A 22,995-nucleotide genomic window follows, 5' to 3' on the forward strand; every position below is an offset into this window, starting at 1 on the left:
TTCAGTTCTCCAGATCAAGGCGCGTCTCCGCGTCCACGTCGCGCAGACTCCATAAAGTAGGTATCGCGTACGCCAGATCGTCGTCCACGAAGGTCCTCAACAGAGCAGCGTGTGGATCCCTCTTCTGGTCACCGCTCCGTGCAGGTGCCTCGTAAACGAGATTCTTGTTCAACCTGGCTATTTCGCACCAGGTTTCGATGATCGCATCGATCTGGTCGCCAGTAGCGTCGACCTCCTCCGGTGCGACGCGCTCGGCTCGGTCGAGTATCAAGATCTTGATCTCGTTCAACCGATGGCGATACTTCTCGATCTTTCTTGCATCTTCGTTTTCGCGTAACTCGGGTATCAGCAGGCGGGCCAACCCCACCACCACGGCGTGCAGTGCACGGTCCCGTGCACGAGCCGAATAGGGCGTGACGCTGGTCGACTCGACTTGTCGGTAGAGCGCCGAATGGTAGGAAAGAAAGTTTTCGTAGTGCGAGCGGTCACGCGATCGGGCGGCGTTGAAGAGAGTCACCACGAGGCCCGGATGCTTTCGCCCTACCCGGCTTGTCGACTGGATGTATTCCGCGGTCGTCTGGGGCTGCCCCATCACCGCCATCAGTCCGAGGCGGTCCACGTCCACTCCCACGGAGATCATGTTCGTGGCGAGGACGACGTCGAGCGCGGCTTTGGCGGGAAACGCCAGCTCGAGCTCTTTCAGGCGTTCCGGGATCTCTCCGGAGTTGATCCGGCTGGTCAACTCTTCGACGGCGTCGATGGCTCGCGGCTCGCGTTCGTCATCGGCCAGTTGACCGATCCGTTCCCGCACGTCGGCGCGAACCTGAAGCTCGGCTGCCGCGAGCAGGCGGAGACTGTTGAAGTAGCCGATCAGCGTCCAGTACGCGTCGCGTGTGGTGTCGTCGCTGTCGATGAGATCTGCCTGATCGAGGAGCGAGGCGTACGCCCGTACCAGCAAGCTCGCCTGGCTTGTGCTCGGGGTGAGAAGGCCGACGTAGAGCCTGCTGGCCTTCTTGGCTGGTGGAGATTCAACTGCGAACCACGAATCGCGCGCATCCAAGCCAGGGGGAGGGAACTGGGCAACCTCTCGATCGAAGAGCTGTCTGGCCTGCTGTTTTGCCCGTCGGATCGTGGCAGTGGACGCGATCACCTTCGGGCGATCGGCTACCTCGTCGATCGCCGTCTCGTACAAGCCTGCAAGACTTCCCAGCGGCCCGGAGATGAGATGTAGCTCGTCCTGGACGACCAACTCGGGAGGCGGCGTTTCCGGGAGGTCACGGTTGAAAAGTGCCGCGATGTCACTGCGCCAGGGAAGCCGCGCGAATTTGTCCGACGTGGCGATGACGAGAGTGGGGTGATGGCGGTAGATCGTTTGGTCCACCACATGGACCGGGATCCCGTCCGCGAAGGGGCAAACACTGTTCCTGCAGCGGATGCGCAGCTCGACGTCGACAGTGTCGACAGTGTAGTCGTATGCGTCGATCTCCGTCCCGCACCAAGGGCAGCTTCGCAGCTGCACCGGGTTCTTCTCGTGTATCGTCCTTCCGCTCCTGATCTGGTCCAGCGCTTCGTCGGCATCTTGAAGGTTGTTGGGGGTGGCGGCTTTGCCGACCCACATTCCCAGTGATATCTCTGCCTCGCCCAGCCTGGCTTTGTCTCTTTCCCTCAACCGATCCATGGCACAGATCAGGGAGGCTGCGCGCTCGAACTGCTGCAGAGTCAGCAGTCGCAGCGTGTAGCGCATGATCGCTGTGACGCCGGCGCCGTGTTTCCCACGACGTAGTCGTCGAAGAAATGTCGCGAAGGCGATCAGGCCGAGATATGCCTCGGTCTTTCCGCCCCCGGTCGGGAACCACAACAGGTCCACGAGCTGCCGGTCCTCGTGGTCCGAGTCGGCCATGCCGTCCAGGCATTGGAGGAAGAACGAGATCTGGAACGGACGCCAGCGGCCGTCGAGGACGACCTTGCCTTGACGACCCTTCTTGATCCAGGAGCTGCGCCCCCGCTGCTCGGCCATTGCCTCGTTGGCGAGTCGGAAGGCCTCCATCGCCTGACTGTCGCGGCCGAGCAGCCGTATCCCGCTCACGATCCGTCGATGTGCCGCTACGCACCGATCGAGGTGCTGATCTGCCCGTTTCCGGAATCTCTCGTTCGACAGGCGAGGGATCTCGGCGCGGCGTTCTTCGATCCAGCTCTGATATGCGCTTGCGAGACCCCGCAATGTTGCAAGCAGTTCGTTGTCCGGTGCCTTGGCCAGCCCGGACATCAGCAGTGCCTCGTCGTCGATGGACGAGTTCGAATCGGTGAGGAGGACTTCGTGCGAAGGTACGAACGTCGTCGCCACCCTGGAGACTGTCATCTTTGCTTCGTCCACATCGACGAGAGCTCGTGGTGAAGGTGGACGCCAGTCCCATTCGACCGAACATCCGTGGCCGACCGCGAATGTCGGCGCGTAGCGATGGAGGAGTCTGCTGCTCAACACTTCGTCCTCGTCCCCGCCTCCAGGGCCGGGCCGTTGGACCACCGGTCCCTCGATCTCTATGACCGGCTGGCAGAAGCAGTGCTGATCGCGAAGGGTGTTTCCGTCCAGACGTTTGGTGTTCACCAAGGTCACGGTCGCGGCGACCACGCCGTCGCGAGGCTGTCGTAACCGCACCCTGCATTCGAGATCGGGAGCCACCTCGAACTTCTCGTCCCGGGCAGCCCCGAAGAGCTCCACGACCCGATGGAAGGTCGGAAGGGGGCGGCGGCGCCACTGCAAGTCGGTGCCGGTGCTGCCTCGTTCTGCGCGTTTCGCTTCCGTCGGATTCCCGGAACGGTCGATCGGGTCGTAGACACTTGCTTCGACCCGAATGCCGAAACTGCTCGCCCTGGTGGAGTCCACGGCGAACGTGAGGCCCATGGACGACGGCGCCTGCAGGTTGGCCATAGCGACGCCTGTGTCCGGAAAGTCTTCTTCTCGATTGGCAGGCGACACGTCCTGGTCGTCCTCCGGCCGGAGATCCGTGCCTTGCCGTGGGAACAGAACGCCGCAGACATAGGCTGTCCCCGGCGGGTCGGAGAGCACTTCGTTCTGTTCTCCTGCCGGCCCGAGGACGTCCTTGCGCAGTGAATCGAGCAGCGCGGCGCGGAACCTGTAGTGCTCTTCGTAATCGGACATCAGCTATTCCCCCTTGTCGGGCTTGGCCCGTGAACGATGTTGCCGAGGCCGCTGAGCCGCGGGATCAACCAAACGCCACCCCGACCCAAACCGGCTGCTGCTCCGGCGGCCTCACTGCCTGCGACAGCTTCGATCGTGTCGACGCGTATGCCGGTGATTCTCGTCGGCCATCGGGTCACCCGCCCGAACTCGCGAAGTGCATACCTGTGCATTGCCTCACGGAATCGCTTCGATGTCGTGGCCACCGGCCGATCCGCATGCACCACCAGATACGGCGGGCTCTCTCGCTCTCCCAGGGGGAGATCGTGGGCTTTGACGAGGGAAACCTCGTCTCCAGGAAGTACCTTGCCGGAAAGGTACTCCTGCAAGCTTGCGGGATCGTCGATGAAGTCTTCTGTCCCCGGCGGGAGCAGGCTTGCCACGTCTCTGCCGTCCGCTTCGAACGCCACACACTGCCGGTTGTGCCATCGGCGGCGTAACCACCTGCCGTCCTTGCCGTCCCGTTCCAAGGGAGCGCCGGTGTCCGGAATGTCGATGCGCATCACGAGATCTCGTGCCCTCGTCATCGCAACGTAAAGTGTCCTTGCTTCTTCGGCTGTGTCGTGACGGTCGAGGGCACGCTTGCGTGTCGGGCTCGCAACGAGAACTCTGTCGAACTCGAGCCCCTTGGAGCGGTGAAAAGACGAGACTGTCAGCGGTGCGTCCTGTTCGTCGAGCAATTCGTCCGGAAAACTCTTCCGGCTCACGGCTCGACGGATATCGGTAAGGCGTACGACTCTGTTCCGCACGTTGCCGCCTGCAGCGCGAAGCAGCGAACGCCACATACTGTCAGGATCGGCTCCCGTCGGTAGCGTCAAGTCTCCAGAGATGTCTCTGAAGCTGTTCGCTGACAGGATGTTCTCCTTGTGGAAGATGAACAACTGTCCGATCCACTTAGGTACGATTCGCTCGGTCGCAGATCGCTGCAGTCGGTGGGAAATTCCGGCAGATGACAACAACTCTGTGATGAGCAGTGCGTTTCCGTTGGTGCGGCAGAGGATTGCGGTAGTGGTATCAGGTTGACTGAGTACGGTTCGGGCGTACTCGTCGTCCAACGGGCCGAAGTCGGGGGCTGCCCTCAAGGCGCTCGTCAGATTCCGGAGACTGGTTTCCGCGTCCTCTCGATAGGTTCGGAGACCGGCGCCGAATCGAAGTGCGTACTCGGCGGTCTCTCGGCGTACGCGAAAATTTCGAGTCAGCTCCAGTTCGACCAGGTTGTCGCCGAAGAACAGTTTCAGATTGCGGAAGAAGCTGCCGGTCTCGACAGAACGTTCCGCAGGGTTTTCGGTCTGAAAACCGTAGATCGCTTGTGCTGGATCACCGACAACCGTGAATCCACAGGCGAAACGGTGAAGCACGGCCTCCACCATTCGCCTCCTGGGCCCGACGAGGTCCTGAACTTCGTCGACCGCAACGTGACGGATTCCGTCGCAGTATTCGTCGGCTTCACCCTCCTCGATCAGCTCGGTGGCTTTGCGGATTCGTTCTTCAAAGGGGCGACCGTGCCATGCGCCGTCGCCATCCAGGGTGATGAGCAGGTCCAATGCCCAAGCATCGAAAGTGTAGGCGCGAACGAATCGGGTCGCGGAGTCGCGCTCGACAATCTTCCTCCGCAGTTCTCTCACAGCGGCTCTGGAGAACGTCAGGACCAAGATTTCGCCTGCGTTCAACTCATCCGACACCAGTGTGTCCAGCCTGCGGATCAACGTGTGGGTCTTGCCTGTCCCCGGGCCCGCCGTGACGAGAGTCATGGCGTCGGCGGGTTGTGAGACGACAGCTTGCTGCTCGGGCGTGAGGGAACCGGCCAGGTCGGCATCCGTCACCCTTGCCTCCACAGGTCGTCGAGACCGGTGAAGGACAGAGCGTTTTCATAGTTGGTGATGTTGTCCTTGACGTCGAGAATCAAGCAAGAGCGGGAACCGCCGTTCTCGCGTCCGCGCAGACCCCGCCCGATCATCTGGATGTAGACGTTTCGACTGTAGGTCGGGCGTGCCACTACCACGGCGCGAGTCGCGGGGGCATCGAAACCTTGCGCCAGGACCCCATAGTTGGTGATCACCCGTATCTTACCGCTGCGGTAGCCTTCGATTGTGTTGCGTCGTTCGTTGGGCGGAGTCGCAGACTCGATCGTGGCTGACGGGATACCCCGTGCGTTCAGAGCAGCCGTCATGAGCTTTGCGTGTTCCACTGAAGTGGCGAACAACAGGACCGGCCAATCCTTCGGAAGTCTCTCCACTTCGTCGATGATCTTCCTGTTGCGCGTCGTGTCGCTTGCCAGACGCCGCTCGGTCGCGGTGGGAAGGTAGTGCTGGAAAGGCAGCTGCATCCCCGCGAGCTCGGCTTCGTCGAGCTCGGTGGTCGTACCTGTCAGCTCGCGATGTTCTATCTCGGCGAGCATGCCGAGCTTCTGCAATGCCCGATACGGGTCCTCGTCGAACACGCCTTCGTCGAGTCTGCGGCCGCCGTATCGGTCGATGAGGCGCCTGGTCTCGTCGTCGTTGTAGTTCCGGAAAGGGGTGGCTGTGAGTCCGATCAGCGGTCGTTCTGTCTTGTTGTGAGTGAGACCGAGCTGTCGCAGGATCCGGGTGTAGGTCGGCGTGACCGAGCCGTGAGCCTCGTCGACAATTACCACAGCCGGGTCGAGCAACCACTCGTAGTTGCCCGACGACAGGTGCTTGTCGAGTTTTGCGTCGGTAGCCACGACGAGGTGTGGATTCGCTTGCACCGGGGAAGCGGACTGACTTGCCCACATTCTGCTGATCGTGAGCTTTTCCGGAGGGCCGACCTTCTCCCAGACGAACTTCCAGCTCTGCACCGCCTGCTCGCAGAGCTCGTCTGTCTGTGCGATCCAGAGGATCGGCTTGCCTGCGAGCCCGCGGTCCTTGATGACCCTGATCACGGATTCGACGGCCACACGAGTTTTTCCGGCACCGGTCGGGAGGCACAGCATCCCCCGTTGTGGTGTCGGTTCGCACAACATGTCGAACAACCGTACAGCCAGTCGTTCCTGATAGTCGTGCAACCGCGGGAATTGACTCGGCCCGAAGACCTCCTCCACAGCACTTCGGCCGGGCTCTGACCTGACACCGGCAAATGACTCCGGTAGACGCATCTCGGCGACGAGCTCGCGTGAGGCCGCGTCTCCGCGGAACTGGCGCGTGAGGCGTACTCGTTTCTCGATGTCCTTCGCGTGTTTTTTCAGCAGTCCGGACCCGTGCGCATTCACTGCGAGCTGTGCGAGCTTCTGGTGATCCGGCTCGACCCCGGTTTCCGTCTTCGTGTACTCGACCAGGCCGGCGGGCAGCTTACGCTTCAGTTGTTCGGGTGTCAGGAGAATCGCGACCTTCTCTGCAACGTCATCGGCGCGACTCGCAGCGCGGATCACGTCGCTCTGACGGTCCTGCTTGCGGCGTTCCAGGATCTGACGGCATCCGTTGGCGCCGAGCCCCAAGTTCAGCTGTTCGTCGACGATGCGGAGGATCTCCAGGTCGTCCTTGGGGCGAAGCAAAAGGATCTTCTTGTCTTGGACGGCGACTTGGAGTGGCTCGTTCTTGCTCCCGTTGGGTGTGTTCGTGATCTCTTCGAGCTCGGTGCACCGGACCACCGACCACCCGTCCAGTTTCGGGATGTTGAGCCAGGCCAAGTGAGGAAACTCTGTGAGCAGCGGAACGGGCTCGGCTTCCTCTACGTAGCGGAACTCTTTCTCGACGAGCTGGTTGGCGTCACGCAGATGCCACGTCTCGACCATGAAACGCACGGTCGATTCGGAGGGGATCAGGGCGACGGGCACACTCTCGGCGATCAAGAGGTCGTATATCGCACGGTTCGCTGTCACCGCGACTTCAGTGTCAGGGATCGAACTGGACCATTCGGCGCCCACGCGACAACGGATGTTGCCGACGTCGACACCTGACTCGCTTTCGATCAGAAGCTCGTACGCCTTGCCAGGGAACGTGTCATCAGTGCTGGCGTCGATGTCGGCGAGGAGCGCATTCCAGTGAGTCGGTCCGAGCTTGTCGATGGAATCCGGCAAGCCGATCGTTTCCGACACCGTCAAGGGAACTTCGGCGACGGGAAGCAACGTGGCATAGTCGCGAAGCTGCGGACTTACGCAAAGCCCTGTCGGTCGGTACCCTCTCGATGTTTTGACACAGCCGTGTTCTTGCACCATCCAAAGCAACGGCGACCGGCATTGTCGCCGCGTCGAAGACTGGCCGCCGACTTGATACGTCCAGACCGGCACCAAGGCGTCGAGGGGCAAGTTCGCTATGAACGCGGCTTTCCCTTCGTCGCTGAGCTCGTGTAGTAAGCCCAACGGTCCGGCGGGACTACTGCCGGAGGTGCGGACGCCTCGGCGTAGCGGACGGGCCACTTCGGAGGGGAGGGACTCGATGTGTTCCTGCCACATGGCCGTCTCGTAGTCAGCGAACCACGGTTCCCCACGGGGATCGACGGAACGACGGGCCCGGTCCGAAAGGCCGAGCTCACGAAGGACTTGTCGGTCCGCGGAATGGAAGGTGATGTCGGCGGCGATACCCGCGTCTCGGCTGCCGTCATTCGGTACGACGGCTCCGGGTGACAGACAGCTTCCGAGCGGGCGGAAGGCGCCCGACACTGTGCGAACGAACAGTGTCCCGGGGATGTCGTCGATCGAGTTGTGCAATGTCGTCAAGGTAGCCGCGGGGCCTGCTTGACGCGAGAGCTGCCAGAATTCCGTCCATCGGGAATCGTCGTAGTCGTTGAACTTCTGGTCGACGACAGCGGCGAATCGACCCGGCGCATCGGCCTCATGGATACCGAGCGTGTCGAGCGCGCCGGTGACCCCGAATTCGTCGATGACACGGTTGTCGACGTAGACGTTCGAGTCCTGCAGTGAGTCTTCGGACACGCGCCTGAAGACGCTTCCACGTTTTGGAGCCACATGTCCGTGTGCCTCCGTGAGAAGAATGCGTGCTGTCAACGCCTCCTTGCCAAGATGGTGGTTGGAGGTGATCATGTCGGCGGCGATCCGCAGCGCAGCCGCCGATGCGGCAGGCGTGCCGTCGGCGACCAGTGCTTCGAGCCATTCGGGCACGGTGGCAACCGACCGGCGTGCAGCCGAGCAGATCAACTCGGCACTGGAACGACGCAGCTTTGTCGTGTCCACAGTGTGGTGTACCCAGTCGACAGGTCGCCCGGGATAGCCTCGCCATTTCTCGAGCCATTCGGTCTTGATGTCCGCTGGATGCAGCCGGACGGCCGTGGGCATTCGCATGGTCCCCTGCTGGTCGGGAAGAGCCGGGCGGGCGACGGTTGCCTTCCAGATCGAAGCCACGAGGTCTTCTGCTGCCCATTGAGGTTCTTCACGTCCGCGCGCCGGGGCGCAATCAAGATAGGCTGCGGGGTCTTCCGGACGACACAAGAGAGGGAAGGAATCGACGACCAACGCCGCCATAGCGTCGATCATCTCCCGGTTGAAGGCATTACCGTCGTACAGGTTTTGACGGTCTTCGCTTGTCTTCCACGGAGCGTTGGCGATCCCCCGCAACGTCGTACGGTACTTCGTCGGGAAGTAGGCCCAGAATGTGCCTGTGGAAGTACCTCGTCCCTTCCGATCGGGCACTGCCCATGCGAGGTCGATCTCGGGTCGGTCGTGCAGCTCGCCTGCGGCGTGCAGCGCGGCTTTGCTCGGCCGATGAACTCGAGTGAAAACCCTCCAAGGGGCAGTCGTGGTGGAGCCGTTGGCGGTTTCTTCCTGGATCTGAAATCGGTCGCCGTCCGCTCGCTGGAACAGCTGTCGACGGGACACCTTCTCCGCGCGGCGGTCCTCCAGGGTCAAAGTCCCGACGTGCGGGGAGAAGAGGAGAAATTCCTTGGGGAACCTTGCCAAGTCGTTGGCCAAGCTGGTAGCCGAACCGGGTTGCAGGGGAAGCCTGACCACGGTCGTGGCCCACGACATCAAGTCTGCGAGAGTCGGGTCTTCAGACGCGGCGGTCTCCAAGGTCAGCGGTCGTGCCATTCTCAAGACCGGCACAGTCTCGACATCCGGATGGAGGGAACGCACTCGAGCTTCGGCCCACTGCCGATCGAAGCCGAAGGCGCCTGACGTGCTGAAGAACTCAGGGGAATCGGTGACGCTCAGCACCGACTTCACTCCAACGCCGAACCGCCCGATCTGGCCTCCTCGTTTACGCGAAGCGCTCATCCGGAGAATCGTGTCAGTACCTTCGGGGGTGATGGGTGAACCCTGATTCGCGCAGTACAGATGTGTCGCGGTCAGTACGACCGCGATTTCGCCGCCGGGATCTTGCCTTAGCTCATCGGCCCCGTTCTGGACGAGCTCGTAGATTTGACGATCACCGTAGCCGCCCTGCGTGATTCGACGCTCCGAGTTGGCGTGCTCGTGGATGAGCCCCACGTCGATCCGGTAGGTCTCGAGCACTCGCTCTGATTGCCGGAGCACGACTTCCTGCACGGTCAGGGGCACGTCGGGCTCGTTCACGCGTCAGACCTCCGTCCGAAACGAACGCCATCTACATTTGCTTTGGACGGATTCACTTGCCTTGCCCTCCCTGCGACAGCCGAACATGACAGAATATTCGGGCTGTCAACCCCTCTCGTTACGGCTGCCGACGAGAAGTTGATCTGTTCGTGTCATTGGTCGAATTCGCACTGTGTGTCGTGACCAAGCAGGACGAACGCGAGGCCACGGGAATCCTTGGGTTCAAGGAGGTGGACACATGAGACGTGTCCCGACGTGAGCTCGATCGATCCGAGTACGAACCTTGATGGGGGTCGTCCTGATCTGCGCAATGTCGGTGGCGCTGAGGGGCCATGAGCTGTTGGCGACAGCGCGATCCCCGGGGCGGGGTCAGACGGGTGATACCGGTGTTCCCGATGTGTCCGAGCATGCCGTTCGTTTTCGGTCGTCATGGCGTTGGGTGAAGCCGTGGCGCCAGTCACTGTCGCGGATCGCACCGAGTCGCTGTGGTGTGCGGACGGCCCGGGCGGACAACCGTGCGGTCCTGCGGGTCGTCGTTCCGGTCGAGGCGGCCGGGCGACTGATCGGACGCCAGTATTCCACCGAACGGACTTGTCGACGGTTCGCTACCGAACACTGTGTGACCGAACTTCGTGCGGTCGACCGTCCATCGTGATCGACGAGTCCTTGGACGCCCGGCGCCGGCCCACGGGCAGCCTGCAGGCCTTCACCGGGACAGGGTGATTCTTCCGGATCATCTGGGTGGGCCCGGAGAGACTCGAACTCTCACTGGCACGGACCTAAACCGTGTGCCTCTGCCAATTGGGCTACGGGCCCCCAGTGCTGCCCCGAAATCGTAGCGTGCGACACGTTCGGCGTTTCTCGGCGTGGCCGATGCCACCGGAGGGGGCGGCGTCCTCTAACGTGGGCTCCCAGCAAGTCCGTCGCGGCGAGGAGGACACGTGGCTCGCGATCCCGAGACCATCGAGCGTGAGATCGAGCAGGCCAGGAACGCGCTGGTCGCCACACTCGACCAGCTGGGCACGAAGGCGAACCCCGCGAAGCTGGTGGATTCCGCGAAGACCGGTCTGCGCGCGAAGCTGGACGAGCCCAAGGTGAAGTACCCGCTCATCGGCGGGGCGGTGCTGATCGGCGTACTGCTGATCCGCAAACTCCTGAAGTAGGTCTCAGGAGGTCTGGGCCGCCTTGGCGGGCGTCTTGGCAGGCTCGGCCTTCTCCGGGGTTTTGGCGGCCTCGTCGACGGCCTTCGGAAGCTCCTTGCCCTGGGGCACCGGGGGCTTGCCGCCGGTCTTCTCCTTGGCCTTGCCGTTCGCCGGGGGAGGAACCTCGAGCGGTTCGATCTCCGGGAGCGTCAGCCTCGCCGTCATGTAGGCGGCGGTGAAGTCGAGTGCGCTGCCGTTGAGCAGGTGCACGACAGTCGACCGTTCCGGCGGGGACAGTTTCTCGACCAGCTGGTCGGCTCGGTCCCGCGCCGCGATGATGCCCGGCGCGCGACCGGTCAGTTCCTTGCCGGAGCCGCTGACCGTGACCTTCCAGTCGTCGTCCTCCTGGACGTACGACGCGGTGATCGGTTCGGTCATCCGCCTCACCCCTCTCCTCGCGAGCATGCGTCACTCTGTGGACTCCGCCACGCCCTCGTCATGACGCCACTTTCGGGTGGTGGCGCCCCCTCCTGACCGAGGCCGTGAAGGTCCATCAGAGTTTCTACAGTGTCATCGATACAGTAGGACAACTCTGTGTCACAAGACACTGGCGGCAATGTGCTCTGAGTGACGACCGAATGGCCTAATGCACGCGCATCTTCACAGTCGTTTCAGCGGGCCCTCGCGGACAGGCCTGACCAGAGGACGTCCATCGCGTATTCGGTCGCCAATTCCGGGCTGACGTCGTCGTGTCGCTCGCACCAGATCGCGAGCCGTTCGCACGCGCCGACGACGAACTCCGCGGACGCCTCGGCGCGCAGGTCGTCGCCCGAGTCGAAGTAGCCGCTCATCAGGGCGGCGATCAGATCGGTCTGCTGACGCCGGGTCTGCTCGATCTCGTCGGCGGCGCCGGTCCCGATCAGGGCCATCTCGTGGCGGAGCAGCGACCAGGCTTGCCGGCGTTCCCGGATGAAGACGAAGAAGGCGAGCAGACCGCGCTGTAGCGCGTCCTCGGCGGATGTCGCGCCGACCGTCGCCCGTTCGGTGACCTCGCGCAACGCCGCCCGCGACTGCTGGATGCAGGCCAGCAGGAGCCCCTCTTTCGAGTTGAAGTACTCGTAGAGCATCGGCTTGGAGACCCCGACCCGCTCGGCGATGTCGTCCATCGAAGCCGCGCTGTAGCCACGCTCGGCGAAGACTTCCTCGGCGATCGCGATCATCTGTCGTTCACGCTCTGCCCGAGGCATGCGTTTGCGCTTCGCCGTCGTCACCACAACACTCTACCGAAGGTAACCTACTTCGAGTAAGGTGAACTCCCGGTAACAGGTAATGCGAGTGAGAGGTCGGGTCATGGGCAACCGCACCGAGATCGGTGTCGTCATCGTCGGAACCGGCTTCTCCGGGCTGGGCATGGCCATCCAGCTGCGGAAAGAGGGCCGCGAGGACTTCGTCATCCTGGAGAAGGCCGACGACGTGGGCGGCACCTGGCGGGACAACACCTACCCCGGCTGCGCCTGCGACATCCCCTCGCACATGTACTCGTTCTCGTTCGAGCAGAACCCCGACTGGTCCCGGGCGTACTCGCCGCAGCCGGAGATCTGGCGCTACATGCGCGACGTCGCCGCGAAGTACGACCTCCACCGCTTCATCCGCTTCGGCCAGGAGATGACCGGCGCCCGCTGGGACGCCGACGAGAACCGCTGGCACGTCGCGTCGAAGTCCGGCGAAGAGTTCGTCGCGCCCGCGCTGGTCGCCGGGGTCGGGGCGCTGCACCTGCCGCAGATCCCGAAGCTGGCGGGCATCGAGCGCTTCAAGGGCCGGGCGTTCCACTCCGCGCAGTGGGAGCACGATTACGACTTCAAGGGCAAGCGGGTCGCCGTGGTCGGCACCGGCGCGAGCGCGATCCAGTTCGTGCCGCGGATCGCGAAGGACGTCGCCGAGCTGACGCTCTTCCAGCGGACGCCGCCGTGGATCATGCCGAAGCCGGACCGCGAGATGCCGGAGGCGCTGCAGAAGGCGTTCAGCTCGGTGCCGCTGCTTCAGCGGGCCTTCCGCAACGTCCTCTACTGGGGTCTCGAAGCCCGCGCGATCGGCTTCAACGGGCAGCCGTGGGTGATGAAGATCGGCCAGCGCATCGCGAAGCGCAACATCTTCAAGAGCGTCAAGGACCCCGAGCTGCGCCGGAAGCTGACGCCGGACTACACCATGGGCTGCAAGCGGGTCCTGGTCTCCAACGACTACTACCCGGCGCTCGCGCGGGACAACGTCGACGTCGTCACCGAGGGCGTGAAAGAGGTCCGCGAGCACAGCGTCGTCGACGGCGCCGGTGTCGAGCACGAGGTCGACGCGATCATCTACGGCACCGGCTTCCACGTCACGGATGCCTTCGACGACCTGGAGATCATCGGCCGCGACGGGCGCAACCTCGGCAAGGAGTGGGCGGCCGAGGGCATGCGGACGTATCAGGGCATCACCGTGTCCGGATTCCCCAACCTGTTCTTCCTGCTCGGCCCGAACACCGGCCTGGGGCACAACTCCGTGGTGTTCATGATCGAAGCGCAGATCTCCTACGTCGCGCAGGCACTGCGGCTCGCGCGGGGCAAGGCGCTCGACCCGCGGCCGGAGGCGCAGGAGCGGTTCAACGGCGACATCCAGCGCAAGCTCGCCAAGGGCATCTGGACCCAGGGCGGCTGCAAGAGCTGGTACCTGGACGCGAAGGGCGTCAACCGCACGATCTGGCCGGGCTTCACCTGGCGGTACTGGCTGGACACCCGCCAGGTGAAGCGCGAGGACTACGAACTCCTCGGCTGAAGCCACGCACGCTAAGTGGGGAGGGTCCGTGAAAGCCAAGATGGGGGGCATGGCCTTCACGGACCGGGGAACGCCGCGCTCATGAGGGGTTGAGCCGGCGAAGCCTTCCGATGAGATCGACGGTGGGGATGCCGCAGAGTTCGGCCATCCGCTCCAGCGCCGCGAAATCGAGATGGACCTCGGCGGAGCCGTTGTCGCCCGACCGCTTGAGCCGGTCGTCCGCCCACCGTCGCAGTGGGAGCAGTTCTTCCTGTTCGTCCTTGATCACCAGGCGCAGGTCGATCCGGACCCGGCCGGGTTCGTCCACGAACACCCGCCGGTGCACCTTGGCCAGCAGATCCTGCGGCAGCTCGTCCATCGCCACGCACAGTTCGACCAGCCGCACCACCGAACAGTGCCGGGTCCCCAGCTCGTAGGTTGCCAGCGTCTGGAGCGAGATCTCGCTCTGCAGATGCTGGTTCAGTTCCTTGCGTGTCCAGCCACGTTTACGGCGGAGCTTGCGGAGCTCGTCTCCGAGTATCCGCTGATAGCTCTCAGCGTCGATCAGCACTCTCCCCGACCCCTCTTCCACCGGCTCGCCCCCTGTGACAAAAAGCGGCACGAGCGCACTCACGTGTATGAAAGTCGGCAGGTCGCCCGCTCTTACGCGGTTTCGGGGGTGCTTTTCATACCGATTTTGACTTGTTGGGCCGAACGGGTGAAGAAAACCGGTCAGGAGCGTGCGTCAGTTGACGCAGGGCACGCCTTCGGCGGTGATCGGCTTCTCGTCGGACTGCTCGGGCGGGGGGACGGCGGCCGACGAGCCGGCGGCGTTCTGCGAGGAACCGGAGCCCTCCGCACCGCCCGGCGTCTTGAAGTCCGAGCCGAGGAAGACCATCACGTGCCCGGCTTCGACGCTCTTGTCCTCTTGGACGGTCGGGTTGCCGCCGAGCTCGTCGGCGACGGCCTGGCCCGCCGCCTTCTGGCCCTTGGCGACCCAGACGACGGTCTTCTTGCGCGCGGTGGCGGTGGCCGTGTCACCCGCGGTGAAGCCCTTGTCGACGAGCTGCTTCAGCACCGCCGACGCGAGCCCGTCGCGGGTCGTGGAGTTGCGGACGTCGACCGTGGTCGCCTTGTTGGGCGACTCGGCGGACGGCGGCGGCTGCTCGCCGGGCTGCGGGCCCGCGAGCCCCTGGACGAAGTTCTTGACCTGTTTCGGGTCGACCTGGATGGCGACACCGTCGTTCGGGGTCTTGTACTCGATGTTGACGACCGGGATCGTCCGGAACTCGAGCTGCCCGCCGGTGAGGCCCTTCATCTGCTGCGCGAAGCCGAAGATGTCCCAGTTCTGGTTGAGCACGACCGACTTCTTGATGGCCGCGATCAGGTCGTTGAGCCTGCCCGGGTTCGCCAGCGTGCCCGCCGAGAGCACCTTCCGCGCCATCCCGGCCATGAACACCTGCTGCCGGACGACGCGGTCGAGGTCGCCGCGCGGCAGCCCGTGCCGCTGCCGGACGAAGCCGAGCGCCTCCACCCCGGAGATGGTGTGCGGGCCCTTGGTGAACTTCGCGCCGGAGAACTGGTCGTTGACGTCGTCGTTGAGGCAGACGTCGACACCGCCGATGGCCTGGGTGATCTCGCTGAAGCCCAGCAGGTTGATGGCGGCGTAGTTGTCGATGGTCGAGCCGGTCAGCTGCTCGACCGTCTTGATCAGGGTCTTCGCCCCGGCCTCGTTGGCCTTCTGGTCGAGTTCCTTCGGGTCGGAGACGCCGTTCTCCTGCTGCTTCTTGCGCTCGTCGAGCATCGCCCTGGCGTACGCGGAGTTGATCTTGTGCTTGCCGAAGCCGCCGGGGATGTCGACATAGGAGTCGCGCGGCAACGAGATCGCGACGGCCTTCGAGCCGTCGTTCGGGATGTGCACGAAGATCAGCGAGTCGGTGTTCAGCTCGCCGTCGGCCTGCCCGGCGCGAAGCTGGGCGAGTACCTCCTTGGAGAGCGGGTTGCCCTGCGCGTCCGTGCGGCTGTCGAGGCCGACCAGCAGGATGTCGCGGGCGCCGTCGGCGGGCTTGTCGCCCTCGTCGGCGCCGATGCCGACGTTCGCGAAGGTCAGGCCGTCCATGGCGGCCCACGCGTACCCTGTCAGGCCCATCACCAGCAGCGAGACGAGACCCAGCGCGATCTTGGAGCCGCGGAACGACCGCCGCGGGGCGCGTCGCGGTTCCGGCCGCCGGGGCGGCGGGCCCGCGGCCTGGCGGGCGGGCGCCGGGCGGGCTCCACGAGGCGGGGCCGGGCGGGAAGGAACGCGTCCGGGCGCGTCCTGCCTAGGCCGGGCGGGACGTCGATCCCCATGCCCATTCCGAGGCGGGTACTCCACGCGGTCTGCTCCTTCTGGTCGTTACCGGTCGACGGTCTCTTCAAGGGACGCATGGTGCCTGTTGCGGGTTGTCGCAGGATTACACATCCCCCCGAAGATGTGGCACGCACCACCGGTTTCCCGTCAATGGTACGGAGAACGCCTGGTCAGCGCCGCCTGGATCAGGGCAGGACGCGCCGGGCGGCGCGGGCCGGGACCAGCGTGGCGGCCGCCGCGAGCACCGCGACGACGATCGTCGCGACCGGCAGCGCGACCGAGGCGGCGCTGACGTGCTTGCCGTCGAGGGCGCTCATCAGCGGCGGCGCGCACGCGACCGCACAGACCAGCCAGGTCCCGGTCATCCGGCTGGTGCCGTTCCGCACGGTGTGCAGCAGGTACACCCCGAGCAACAGGTTGACCAGGCTCTGGACCGGCCCGAACCGGATTCCGAGGAGGTCGGCGTCGGCCGACGCGCCCCCGAACCTGGTCAGCGCGAAGCCGAACACGCCGAGCATCGCGTACGCCATCCCGACCGTCGCCGCCGCGCGGCAGAACACGGCGGCGCGCAGGCCCGGCTCGTCGACCGCGCGCTGCTGAGGTCCCGAATGACGCTCGAACCACCAGAAGACGAGCACGGCGGGCACGGCCAGCAGCGCGAGCGCGAGCAGGACCCTCGGGCGGGCCAGCCAACTGAGCCCGTCCACGAACGGGCCTGGCAGGTAGACGACGGCCACGAGCAGCAGCATCGCGGACAGGAAGCCGAGGTAGAGGCTCATCGGCGCGCGCAGTGCGAGCCGGGCGGTGGCGGCGATCGCGGGCCGCTCGCCGAGCCGGGCCAGCGGCCGCGCGAGCAGGCCGAGGAGCGCGAGCTGCACCAGGCCGAGCAGGAGCACGCCCCACGGCGGCCCCGACAACGCGGCCGGGGCGCCGGGGCCGCCGAGCAGCATCGGCCCTTCGCCGCGGACGGCGACCGCGAGACCCAGCCCGGCCGCGCCGGTGAACGCCGTCGCCACGAGGACGCCACGCGGCAGCCGGACGCCGTCGGCGTGGGCGAACGCCAGCTGCTGGACGAACAAGGCGAGGAACAACGTCTCGGCGTAGCGCGGGACGGCCGAACCGGACCATTGCGCCGCGACCTCGCTCGCCAGGGTCAAGGCCAGCAGGCCGGCGACGGAGACGGCGCGCGTCCGGCGGTACAGCGCCAGCAGCGACGGCGCGAGGACGACGGTCAGCAGGAAGACGCCGAGCAGCCAGAGCGGGTGCAGCGCGATCCGCATGACGGTGGCGTTGGTCCCCGTCGGGATCCCCAGCACCTCCAGCGCGAGCGGGACGACCAGCGCGACGACGGCGAAGATCAGCGCCGGGCGCAGGAGCGGGCTCGCGCGGTCGGCGAGGTACTGCGGATAGCGGCCACCCGTCGCGCGGATCGACCGCCAGCCTGCCTCGTTGATCCGGCCCACCGCGAAGAAGATCAGCGGGCAGAGCTGCGCGAGCCAGGTGAACGGCCATAACGACCGCTCCGGGGCGCCCGCCCAGTGCGCGAGCGCGACGCCGGATTCACCGAGCAGCATCAGGACGACCCCGGCGACCCCGAGCAGCGCCCACCGGCCGACGGGGGCGACCGGCCCCGGCTCGCGGGGGAGCGTGACGGTGGTCCGGCGGGTGCGGACCCAGCCGCGGAGGCGGAACACCAGCAGCGCGCCGATCACCAGCACCCCGACGATCATCGGCCCGAGCGGGTCGCCGACCGGCGGCCCCCAGCGCTGGTGCCAGGAGTTGAGGACGAGACCGGCGGTGTAGAGAGAGGCGACGACGTCACAGGTGCCGCGTGAGTCCATCGGGTTGATGACGCAGGCGTTGTGCATGTCGGCCGAGAGCCGGTCGTCGAGCGACGCCCTGGCCTCCTGGCCGAGCGGGTGCCCCTTGCGTTCGGCGTAGCGGAGGATGTCGTAGCCCAGGTCGTGGGCCTTGCACGGGATCGCGTAGTCCCACTTGGTGTTGTCGTCGCCCCAGGGCGCCGAGCAGCCGCCGTCGGTGTGGACGGCGCGTACGGTGCCGTCGCGCGCGGTCATCACTCCCGGGGTGATCCCGCTGACCGCGGTGAAGTCGGCGGGCAGTTCGGCGATGACGTTCTCGACCGGGCCCGGCCGTACCAGCGCGTCGACCGCGTTCTGCGCGGCGAGGATGTCACCCGTCGGTGGCCCCAGGTCCGGCGGCGAGGCGGGACGCGACGCGATCAGGCCGAAGCCGAACACCAGCACCGTGACCAGCAGCAACCAGCCGGAGGTCGACCAGGGCCGCCGGATCCGGGCAGGCTTGCTGTCGGCTTCGGCTGTCGCTGGCATGCCGTTCAGGGTGCCATCCGCCGATCGGGGCCGACATCCGGATAACCCCCGGGTTTCGCCCGGGTGGGTGACCAGGGCGGGTGCGGCCGGCCTTCAGTCCCCTGGTGCGGGTGGCGGAGGAGCGGTCCGTTCCACGTCCTGGGCGAACCGCACCTGGTTCCGGCCGTTCTCCTTGGCGACGTAAACGGCGGCGTCGGAGGCGTGCAAGAGTTCTTCCAGCGATTCACCGTGACGAGGGAACAGTGCCGCCCCGATCGAGGTGGTCCGGCCCGAGATGGTGACCCGGCTGCCCCGTTTGTCGGTAGTCACTATATGCAGTTCGGCGATAGCGCTGCGCACTCGCTCCGCGGCGAGTTTCGCCGCCGTTTCGTCGATATCCGGGAGAAGGACGAGGAATTCCTCGCCGCCGAACCGGCCGATGACGTCGGCGGGCCGGGTGACCTCGTCCAATTTCTGTGCCACATCGCGCAGGACGTCGTCGCCCGCCGGGTGTCCATAAGTGTCGTTAATCCACTTGAAGTGGTCGAGATCAATCATCAGAAGTGCCAGGTTGTCGTCCGAACGGGCGGTCCTTCCGAGCGCCCGATCGGCCGACTCCGACCATCCGCGCATGTTCAGAACACCGGTTTTCGGGTCCGTCCGCGCGTCGTTTTGCAGTTGGTCGATCTCGGCGAGGCGATTGAACACCACCGTCACCACGGCCATCACGATCACCATCGGTGGCATGATCAACAGCAGTACCGCGGTGACCGCGCCGAGGCCGATCGTGATGGCTTCCAGCAGGTTGTCCGCCGCGTTGCCGAGCACGGTCGACATCGAAGGCCGCTTCGGTGAGCCGATCGCGAGGATGCCGCCGATGTAGGCGATCTGCACCGCTTCGAAGACCATCCCGGTGATGATCAGGACGCCGAATTCGCCGATCGTGTCCCAGCCGGAAATCCGTCCCCATTCATGCGGTCCGAACGCGGCGAAGGTGAGCGAAGCCAAGGTCACCGAAACGCCGTGGGTGACCGACGAGAACACGAAGTTGTGCGCGGGCCGCCGGGCGATGAACCAATGCTGGATCCGGACGAGTGCGATGATGGAAAGCGTCAGTGAAAGCGGCAGGATGACCGCGGCCGGAAATGTCCAGACCGCGGTGAGGTCGATCAGGACCGTGCGGCTGCGATCACGTCGCCTTTCCTCTTGTCGCTGGGTGAGCTGAATATGTGCCGTGGCGCCGACGGCGAGAATCGCGAAACGAACCCAGTCTGTTTTTCCCGGATTCGTGGAATTCATCGTCGACAGGACCATGATCGCGATTCCGATGGCTTCCATCGCGAAAAGGAAAGCGATGAATCGCTTCGGTCGCTGCCACAGCGCCCATGCCCTGGGATCGTACGGATGGCGCTGCGGCGGTTCGGCCTGGTCACCTTCCGGGCTTGCCTGCCCGCGTTCGGTCACCGGTGCACCGCTCTCCGCGGCGGCCGTCGCCGCTCGCTCGTCAAGGTCGCCGGTGCCGTCGCCGTGCTGGCGGCCGTCGCCGGTCTCGGCTGGCAATTGCTACCTCTTTTCCGCGCGGAGGGCACGGTTGAGTAATCTCACCGGTACCGACTGATACACCGTTCGTATTCCACGGCCGGTATCATCCCATCGCATCAGTTGTTCGACACCGGCGAGGGTGCCCGCGAACACGGACCGGAGGTGGCAATCGTGTCCCGTGATTTCTGATCTTGACAGCTGAATGTTTTTCGAGACGTGGAGTGGAAGGGGTGACGGATAGTGTCCAGCCGTGACTTCTGAGCCCGGACAAGGTATTAGTTCGCAGCGAGGTTCCCAGGAGGTGTCCGACCATGTCGAGCCGTGACTTCTGATCGAGAGTCGTTTCTTTTCACCCATGTACCGAAGAGCCAGGTGCCGAAGCAGTGTTCCGTCGGGATTTCCGAGTACGAGCCCACCAGGCGGCTGTGCCGCCTCAGGGGCCGTCCAGTGTGGATTCCTCATGACAGCAACGGTTCCGGGCTGGATCCGTTGATGTGCCCCCAGCTGAGCGCGACCAGTACGGCCAGCAGCAGGCCGACCACGCCTGCCAGCGCGATGGCCGAGGTCGCGGCCCCGAGCCGATCGGCGGCGAGCCCGCCGAGTCCCGCCCCTATTCCCTGAGCCACCCGCAACCCCGTGCGATAGACACCGCCCGCGCCGCCCCGCAGCTCGTTCGGCACCCAGGTGATGAACGTGGCGCTCACCGTGATCAGGTACGCCCCCGCGGCACCCGCCGCGGCCAGCAGGAGCAAGGCCGGGATCAGCCCCGGTTTGAGCGCGAAGCCGATCAGCGCGACCATCGGCAGTGCCGCCAGCACGCCGAGCAGCTTCCTTCGTTGTTCCGCGGAGACGAACCGGGACAGCAGGAACGCGCCGATGACGAAACCCAGCGGATCCGCCGCCAGTAGCCAGCCGACGGCCTGTTTCCCCACGCCCATCTCGGCGGCGAGCGGCGCGGCGAGGCCTTCGGGGATGACGGCCAGGCCGACCAGCCACGAGAACCAGACCAGCACCCGCAGATGACGGTTGCCGAAGACCTGCTTCACCGCGCCGAACCAGCTGCCGTTCCCGTCGGACGCGGCCGCCCGCCGGGAGACGGCGAAGCGCACCACGGCCGCGCTGAGCAGGAACGTCGCGGCGTCCAGGGCCAGTGCCCAGCTCGCGCCGACCTGTGACACCAGCAGCCCGCCGCCCGCCAGGCCGAGCAGCATGGCGGTGTTGGTCGAGATCCCCCGGATGTCCTGGCTCTTCAGGTAGAGGTCGTCGTCGGTGAAGACCTCGCGGGTCAGCGCGTTCTGCGCCGCGTTGCCGGGCGCGTTCGCGAGCCGGGCCAGCACCACCAGCCCGCACAACAGGGGGAGCGGGGTGCCGGGGATCGCCATGACGGCGATCAGCACCCCTTGGATCAGCGACGAGTAGACGAGGACGGTGCGTCTGGGGTACCGGTCGGCCAGCTGGGACAGGCCGAGGCCGCCGGCGAGCGCGGGCAGAAAGGTCAGGGAGTAGACCACCGCCGAGAGCAGCGCGGAGCCGGTGCGGTCGTAGACGAGGATCGCCAGCGCGACGATGGTGAGCTGGTCCCCGATGAGGGACTGCACCTCGGCGAGCCAGAGCGCGCGGAACTCGCGGTTCGCCAGGGCGGCGGTCATCCGCGGCGCCGCGTTCGTCTTCACTCCGTGACCACCTCCCCCCGATCGGGTGAACTTAGCTCCCTCGCATTCTTGCCTGCCTTGTTACGTGGCTGACGAGGGAGTCACAGTTGTCGTCCCGCCGAACAACGTTCAGTATGCCTCCGGCTACAGGGAGACGAACAGAACACCGGTGAATCCTTCCCCTGTTGGGCCGATCGAGCTACGCCGTCTGACCGGCGTGTGACGCCGGACTGACTCGCCCGCCGGTATCCGCGCGCCGATCGCCCCTCCCTCGCTCGGCGCAGCCCGGACGCCGTTCACCGCCGCCTGAGTTCCGGTTGGGCCGAATGGGCCAACACTGAGTAGAGACCGGCCTGGAGGTGGAGGCCGGCGGGGCCAAAGGGGTGAAGGCGATGAACGGTTTGCTCGACGACAAGGCCGTCGTCGTGACCGGGGCCGGGAGGGGCCTCGGCGAGGCGTTCGCGGTGCACGTGGCGCGGGCGGGCGGAGCCGTCGTGGTCAACGACGTCGACGCCGAGCTGGCCGCGCGGACGGCGGAGAACATCCGCCGGTTCGGCGGCAGAGCGGTCGCCAGCGGGCACAGCGTCGCGGATCCGAAACAGGCGCAGGAGATCGTCGACCTCTGCCTCGCCGAGTTCGGCGCCATCGACGGACTGGTCAACAACGCGGGCCTGAACTACGAGGCGTTGCCGTGGGAGGACGACGTCGACCAGGCCCGCGAACTGGTCGAGGTGAACGTCCTCGGCGTCATGTACACCGGGCTCGCCGCGATCAAGGCCATGGTCGCGCGGGGTACCCCGGGCTCGATCGTCAACATCTCGTCCGGGGCTTCGCTCGGGCAGCGCAAGCTCGGCGTGTACGCCGCCAGCAAGGGCGCCGTCGCTTCGCTGACCTACTCCTGGGCGCTCGACCTGGAGGAGAGCGGGATCCGGGTGAACGCGGTCTGCCCGCTCGCGCACACCCGGATGGTGTGGAAGTCCGAACGGTCGCTGCGGTCCTGCCCGCCGGACCGGACGCCGTCGCGGATCGCGCCGGTCGTCCTCTTCCTGCTCGGTGCCGGATCCGACGGCATCACCGGCCAGATGATCCGCTGCAACGGGCCGCAACTGCACGTCATGGGGCAGCCGTACCTGAAGCAGCCCATCCTCGAACGGCCGATTTGGGACACCGAGACCGTGCAGCGCGCTTTCGACGAGGTCTTCAGCGCTCACCTGGAGAACTACGGCCTCGAAAAGCGTGTCCCGCCCCGGCTGCGCAAGTGGACGGAGTCGACCCGGACCGCCTGACTCGCGTGATCAGACGGACGACACGTGTGATCAGACGGACGACACGCGTGATCAGACGGACGACACGTGTGCTTGGGGACGCGACTCGCGTGATCAGACGGCGAACACACGTGCTTGGAGGCGGAACTCACGTGATCAGACGGCGAACTCGCGTGCTTGGGGACGGAACACTCGCTTACCGACCCCAAGCACGCGAGTCCCGTCCCTGAGCACGCGAGTTCCATGT

At 65.4% G+C, this 22,995-nt stretch carries 14 protein-coding genes and 1 tRNA gene; 4 read left to right on the top strand and 11 right to left on the bottom strand.

From position 1 onward, the window contains the following. Position 1: 1 nt before the first annotated feature. The 4 genes from ACFWMR_RS10150 to ACFWMR_RS10165 form a co-directional block, all read right to left on the bottom strand. On the bottom strand, positions 2 to 3,160 hold the full coding sequence (locus tag ACFWMR_RS10150) for a helicase-related protein (RefSeq protein ID WP_378378136.1): 3,159 nt from the start codon (positions 3,158 to 3,160) through the stop codon (positions 2 to 4). Further along, positions 3,160 to 5,022, bottom strand: a complete 1,863-nt coding sequence (locus ACFWMR_RS10155) for a UvrD-helicase domain-containing protein (RefSeq protein WP_378378137.1) — start codon at positions 5,020 to 5,022, stop codon at positions 3,160 to 3,162. Before ACFWMR_RS10155 ends, ACFWMR_RS10150 begins: the two co-directional genes overlap by 1 nt. After that, complete coding sequence (locus tag ACFWMR_RS10160; RefSeq protein ID WP_378378138.1) at positions 5,019 to 9,680, bottom strand: DEAD/DEAH box helicase; 4,662 nt, start codon at positions 9,678 to 9,680, stop codon at positions 5,019 to 5,021. The genes ACFWMR_RS10155 and ACFWMR_RS10160 overlap by 4 nt, the downstream gene beginning before the upstream one ends. A 742-nt stretch (positions 9,681 to 10,422) precedes the next feature. Beyond that, a tRNA-Leu gene (locus tag ACFWMR_RS10165) sits at positions 10,423 to 10,496 on the bottom strand. 125 nt (positions 10,497 to 10,621) lie between these two features. Here ACFWMR_RS10165 and ACFWMR_RS10170 point away from each other — a divergent pair. Continuing rightward, entirely contained in the window at positions 10,622 to 10,843 is a 222-nt protein-coding gene (locus ACFWMR_RS10170; protein ID WP_005165704.1) for a DUF3618 domain-containing protein, read from the top strand. 3 nt (positions 10,844 to 10,846) lie between these two features. On the opposite strand, the gene ACFWMR_RS10175 is transcribed toward ACFWMR_RS10170, so the two are convergent. Both ACFWMR_RS10175 and ACFWMR_RS10180 read right to left on the bottom strand, forming a co-directional pair. Continuing rightward, positions 10,847 to 11,260, bottom strand: a complete 414-nt coding sequence (locus ACFWMR_RS10175) for a hypothetical protein (RefSeq protein ID WP_378378139.1) — start codon at positions 11,258 to 11,260, stop codon at positions 10,847 to 10,849. Positions 11,261 to 11,493: 233 nt separating this feature from the next. Next, positions 11,494 to 12,069: a TetR/AcrR family transcriptional regulator gene (locus ACFWMR_RS10180; RefSeq protein ID WP_378378147.1), complete on the bottom strand. Its 576-nt coding sequence runs from the start codon at positions 12,067 to 12,069 to the stop codon at positions 11,494 to 11,496. A gap of 103 nt (positions 12,070 to 12,172) precedes the next feature. On the opposite strand from ACFWMR_RS10180, the gene ACFWMR_RS10185 reads away from it, so the two are divergent. Further along, positions 12,173 to 13,633, top strand: coding sequence for a flavin-containing monooxygenase (locus tag ACFWMR_RS10185; protein ID WP_378378140.1), 1,461 nt, complete (start codon positions 12,173 to 12,175; stop codon positions 13,631 to 13,633). A gap of 79 nt (positions 13,634 to 13,712) precedes the next feature. On the opposite strand, the gene ACFWMR_RS10190 is transcribed toward ACFWMR_RS10185, so the two are convergent. The 4 genes from ACFWMR_RS10190 to ACFWMR_RS10205 all read right to left on the bottom strand — a co-directional run bounded on the left by ACFWMR_RS10190 (position 13,713) and on the right by ACFWMR_RS10205 (position 19,627). Beyond that, positions 13,713 to 14,183 (bottom strand): helix-turn-helix domain-containing protein, encoded by a 471-nt coding sequence (locus ACFWMR_RS10190; protein WP_378378141.1) that lies wholly within the window; start codon positions 14,181 to 14,183, stop codon positions 13,713 to 13,715. 174 nt (positions 14,184 to 14,357) lie between these two features. Continuing rightward, positions 14,358 to 15,986 carry an LCP family protein gene (locus tag ACFWMR_RS10195; RefSeq protein ID WP_449224320.1) on the bottom strand — a complete coding sequence of 543 codons (1,629 nt, stop codon included), beginning with the start codon at positions 15,984 to 15,986 and terminating at the stop codon, positions 14,358 to 14,360. A gap of 161 nt (positions 15,987 to 16,147) precedes the next feature. Then, positions 16,148 to 18,310 (bottom strand): phospholipase A2, encoded by a 2,163-nt coding sequence (locus ACFWMR_RS10200; protein ID WP_378378142.1) that lies wholly within the window; start codon positions 18,308 to 18,310, stop codon positions 16,148 to 16,150. Between the two features lie 93 nt (positions 18,311 to 18,403). Continuing rightward, a complete protein-coding gene (locus ACFWMR_RS10205) occupies positions 18,404 to 19,627 on the bottom strand; it encodes a GGDEF domain-containing protein (RefSeq protein WP_378378143.1) in 1,224 nt (407 codons plus the stop codon). 66 nt (positions 19,628 to 19,693) lie between these two features. On the opposite strand from ACFWMR_RS10205, the gene ACFWMR_RS10210 reads away from it, so the two are divergent. Continuing rightward, on the top strand, positions 19,694 to 19,888 hold the full coding sequence (locus ACFWMR_RS10210; RefSeq protein ID WP_244200021.1) for a hypothetical protein: 195 nt from the start codon (positions 19,694 to 19,696) through the stop codon (positions 19,886 to 19,888). 401 nt (positions 19,889 to 20,289) lie between these two features. On the opposite strand, the gene ACFWMR_RS10215 is transcribed toward ACFWMR_RS10210, so the two are convergent. After that, a complete protein-coding gene (locus ACFWMR_RS10215; RefSeq protein ID WP_093939244.1) occupies positions 20,290 to 21,504 on the bottom strand; it encodes an MFS transporter in 1,215 nt (404 codons plus the stop codon). A 371-nt stretch (positions 21,505 to 21,875) separates the two neighbouring features. Here ACFWMR_RS10215 and ACFWMR_RS10220 point away from each other — a divergent pair, with 371 nt between their 5' ends. Continuing rightward, complete coding sequence (locus tag ACFWMR_RS10220) at positions 21,876 to 22,769, top strand: SDR family NAD(P)-dependent oxidoreductase (RefSeq protein ID WP_093939250.1); 894 nt, start codon at positions 21,876 to 21,878, stop codon at positions 22,767 to 22,769. The last annotated feature ends 226 nt before the right edge of the window (positions 22,770 to 22,995 follow it).

The sequence above is a fragment of the Amycolatopsis thailandensis genome (genome assembly GCF_042723255.1).
GTDB classification, from domain to species: Bacteria; Actinomycetota; Actinomycetes; order Mycobacteriales; family Pseudonocardiaceae; genus Amycolatopsis; species Amycolatopsis thailandensis.

Bases quoted from the DNA above. Each gene is read 5' to 3' on its own strand.
- ACFWMR_RS10205 (WP_378378143.1), bottom strand. From the start codon at position 19,627: ATGGAAGCCATCGGAATCGCGATCATGGTCCTGTCGACGATGAATTCC.
- ACFWMR_RS10210 (WP_244200021.1), top strand. From the start codon at position 19,694: ATGGCGCTGCGGCGGTTCGGCCTGGTCACCTTCCGGGCTTGCCTGCCC.
- ACFWMR_RS10185 (WP_378378140.1), top strand. From the start codon at position 12,173: ATGGGCAACCGCACCGAGATCGGTGTCGTCATCGTCGGAACCGGCTTC.
- ACFWMR_RS10200 (WP_378378142.1), bottom strand. From the start codon at position 18,310: ATGCCAGCGACAGCCGAAGCCGACAGCAAGCCTGCCCGGATCCGGCGG.
- ACFWMR_RS10150 (WP_378378136.1), bottom strand. From the start codon at position 3,160: ATGTCCGATTACGAAGAGCACTACAGGTTCCGCGCCGCGCTGCTCGAT.
- ACFWMR_RS10175 (WP_378378139.1), bottom strand. From the start codon at position 11,260: ATGACCGAACCGATCACCGCGTCGTACGTCCAGGAGGACGACGACTGG.
- ACFWMR_RS10220 (WP_093939250.1), top strand. From the start codon at position 21,876: ATGAACGGTTTGCTCGACGACAAGGCCGTCGTCGTGACCGGGGCCGGG.
- ACFWMR_RS10180 (WP_378378147.1), bottom strand. From the start codon at position 12,069: ATGCCTCGGGCAGAGCGTGAACGACAGATGATCGCGATCGCCGAGGAA.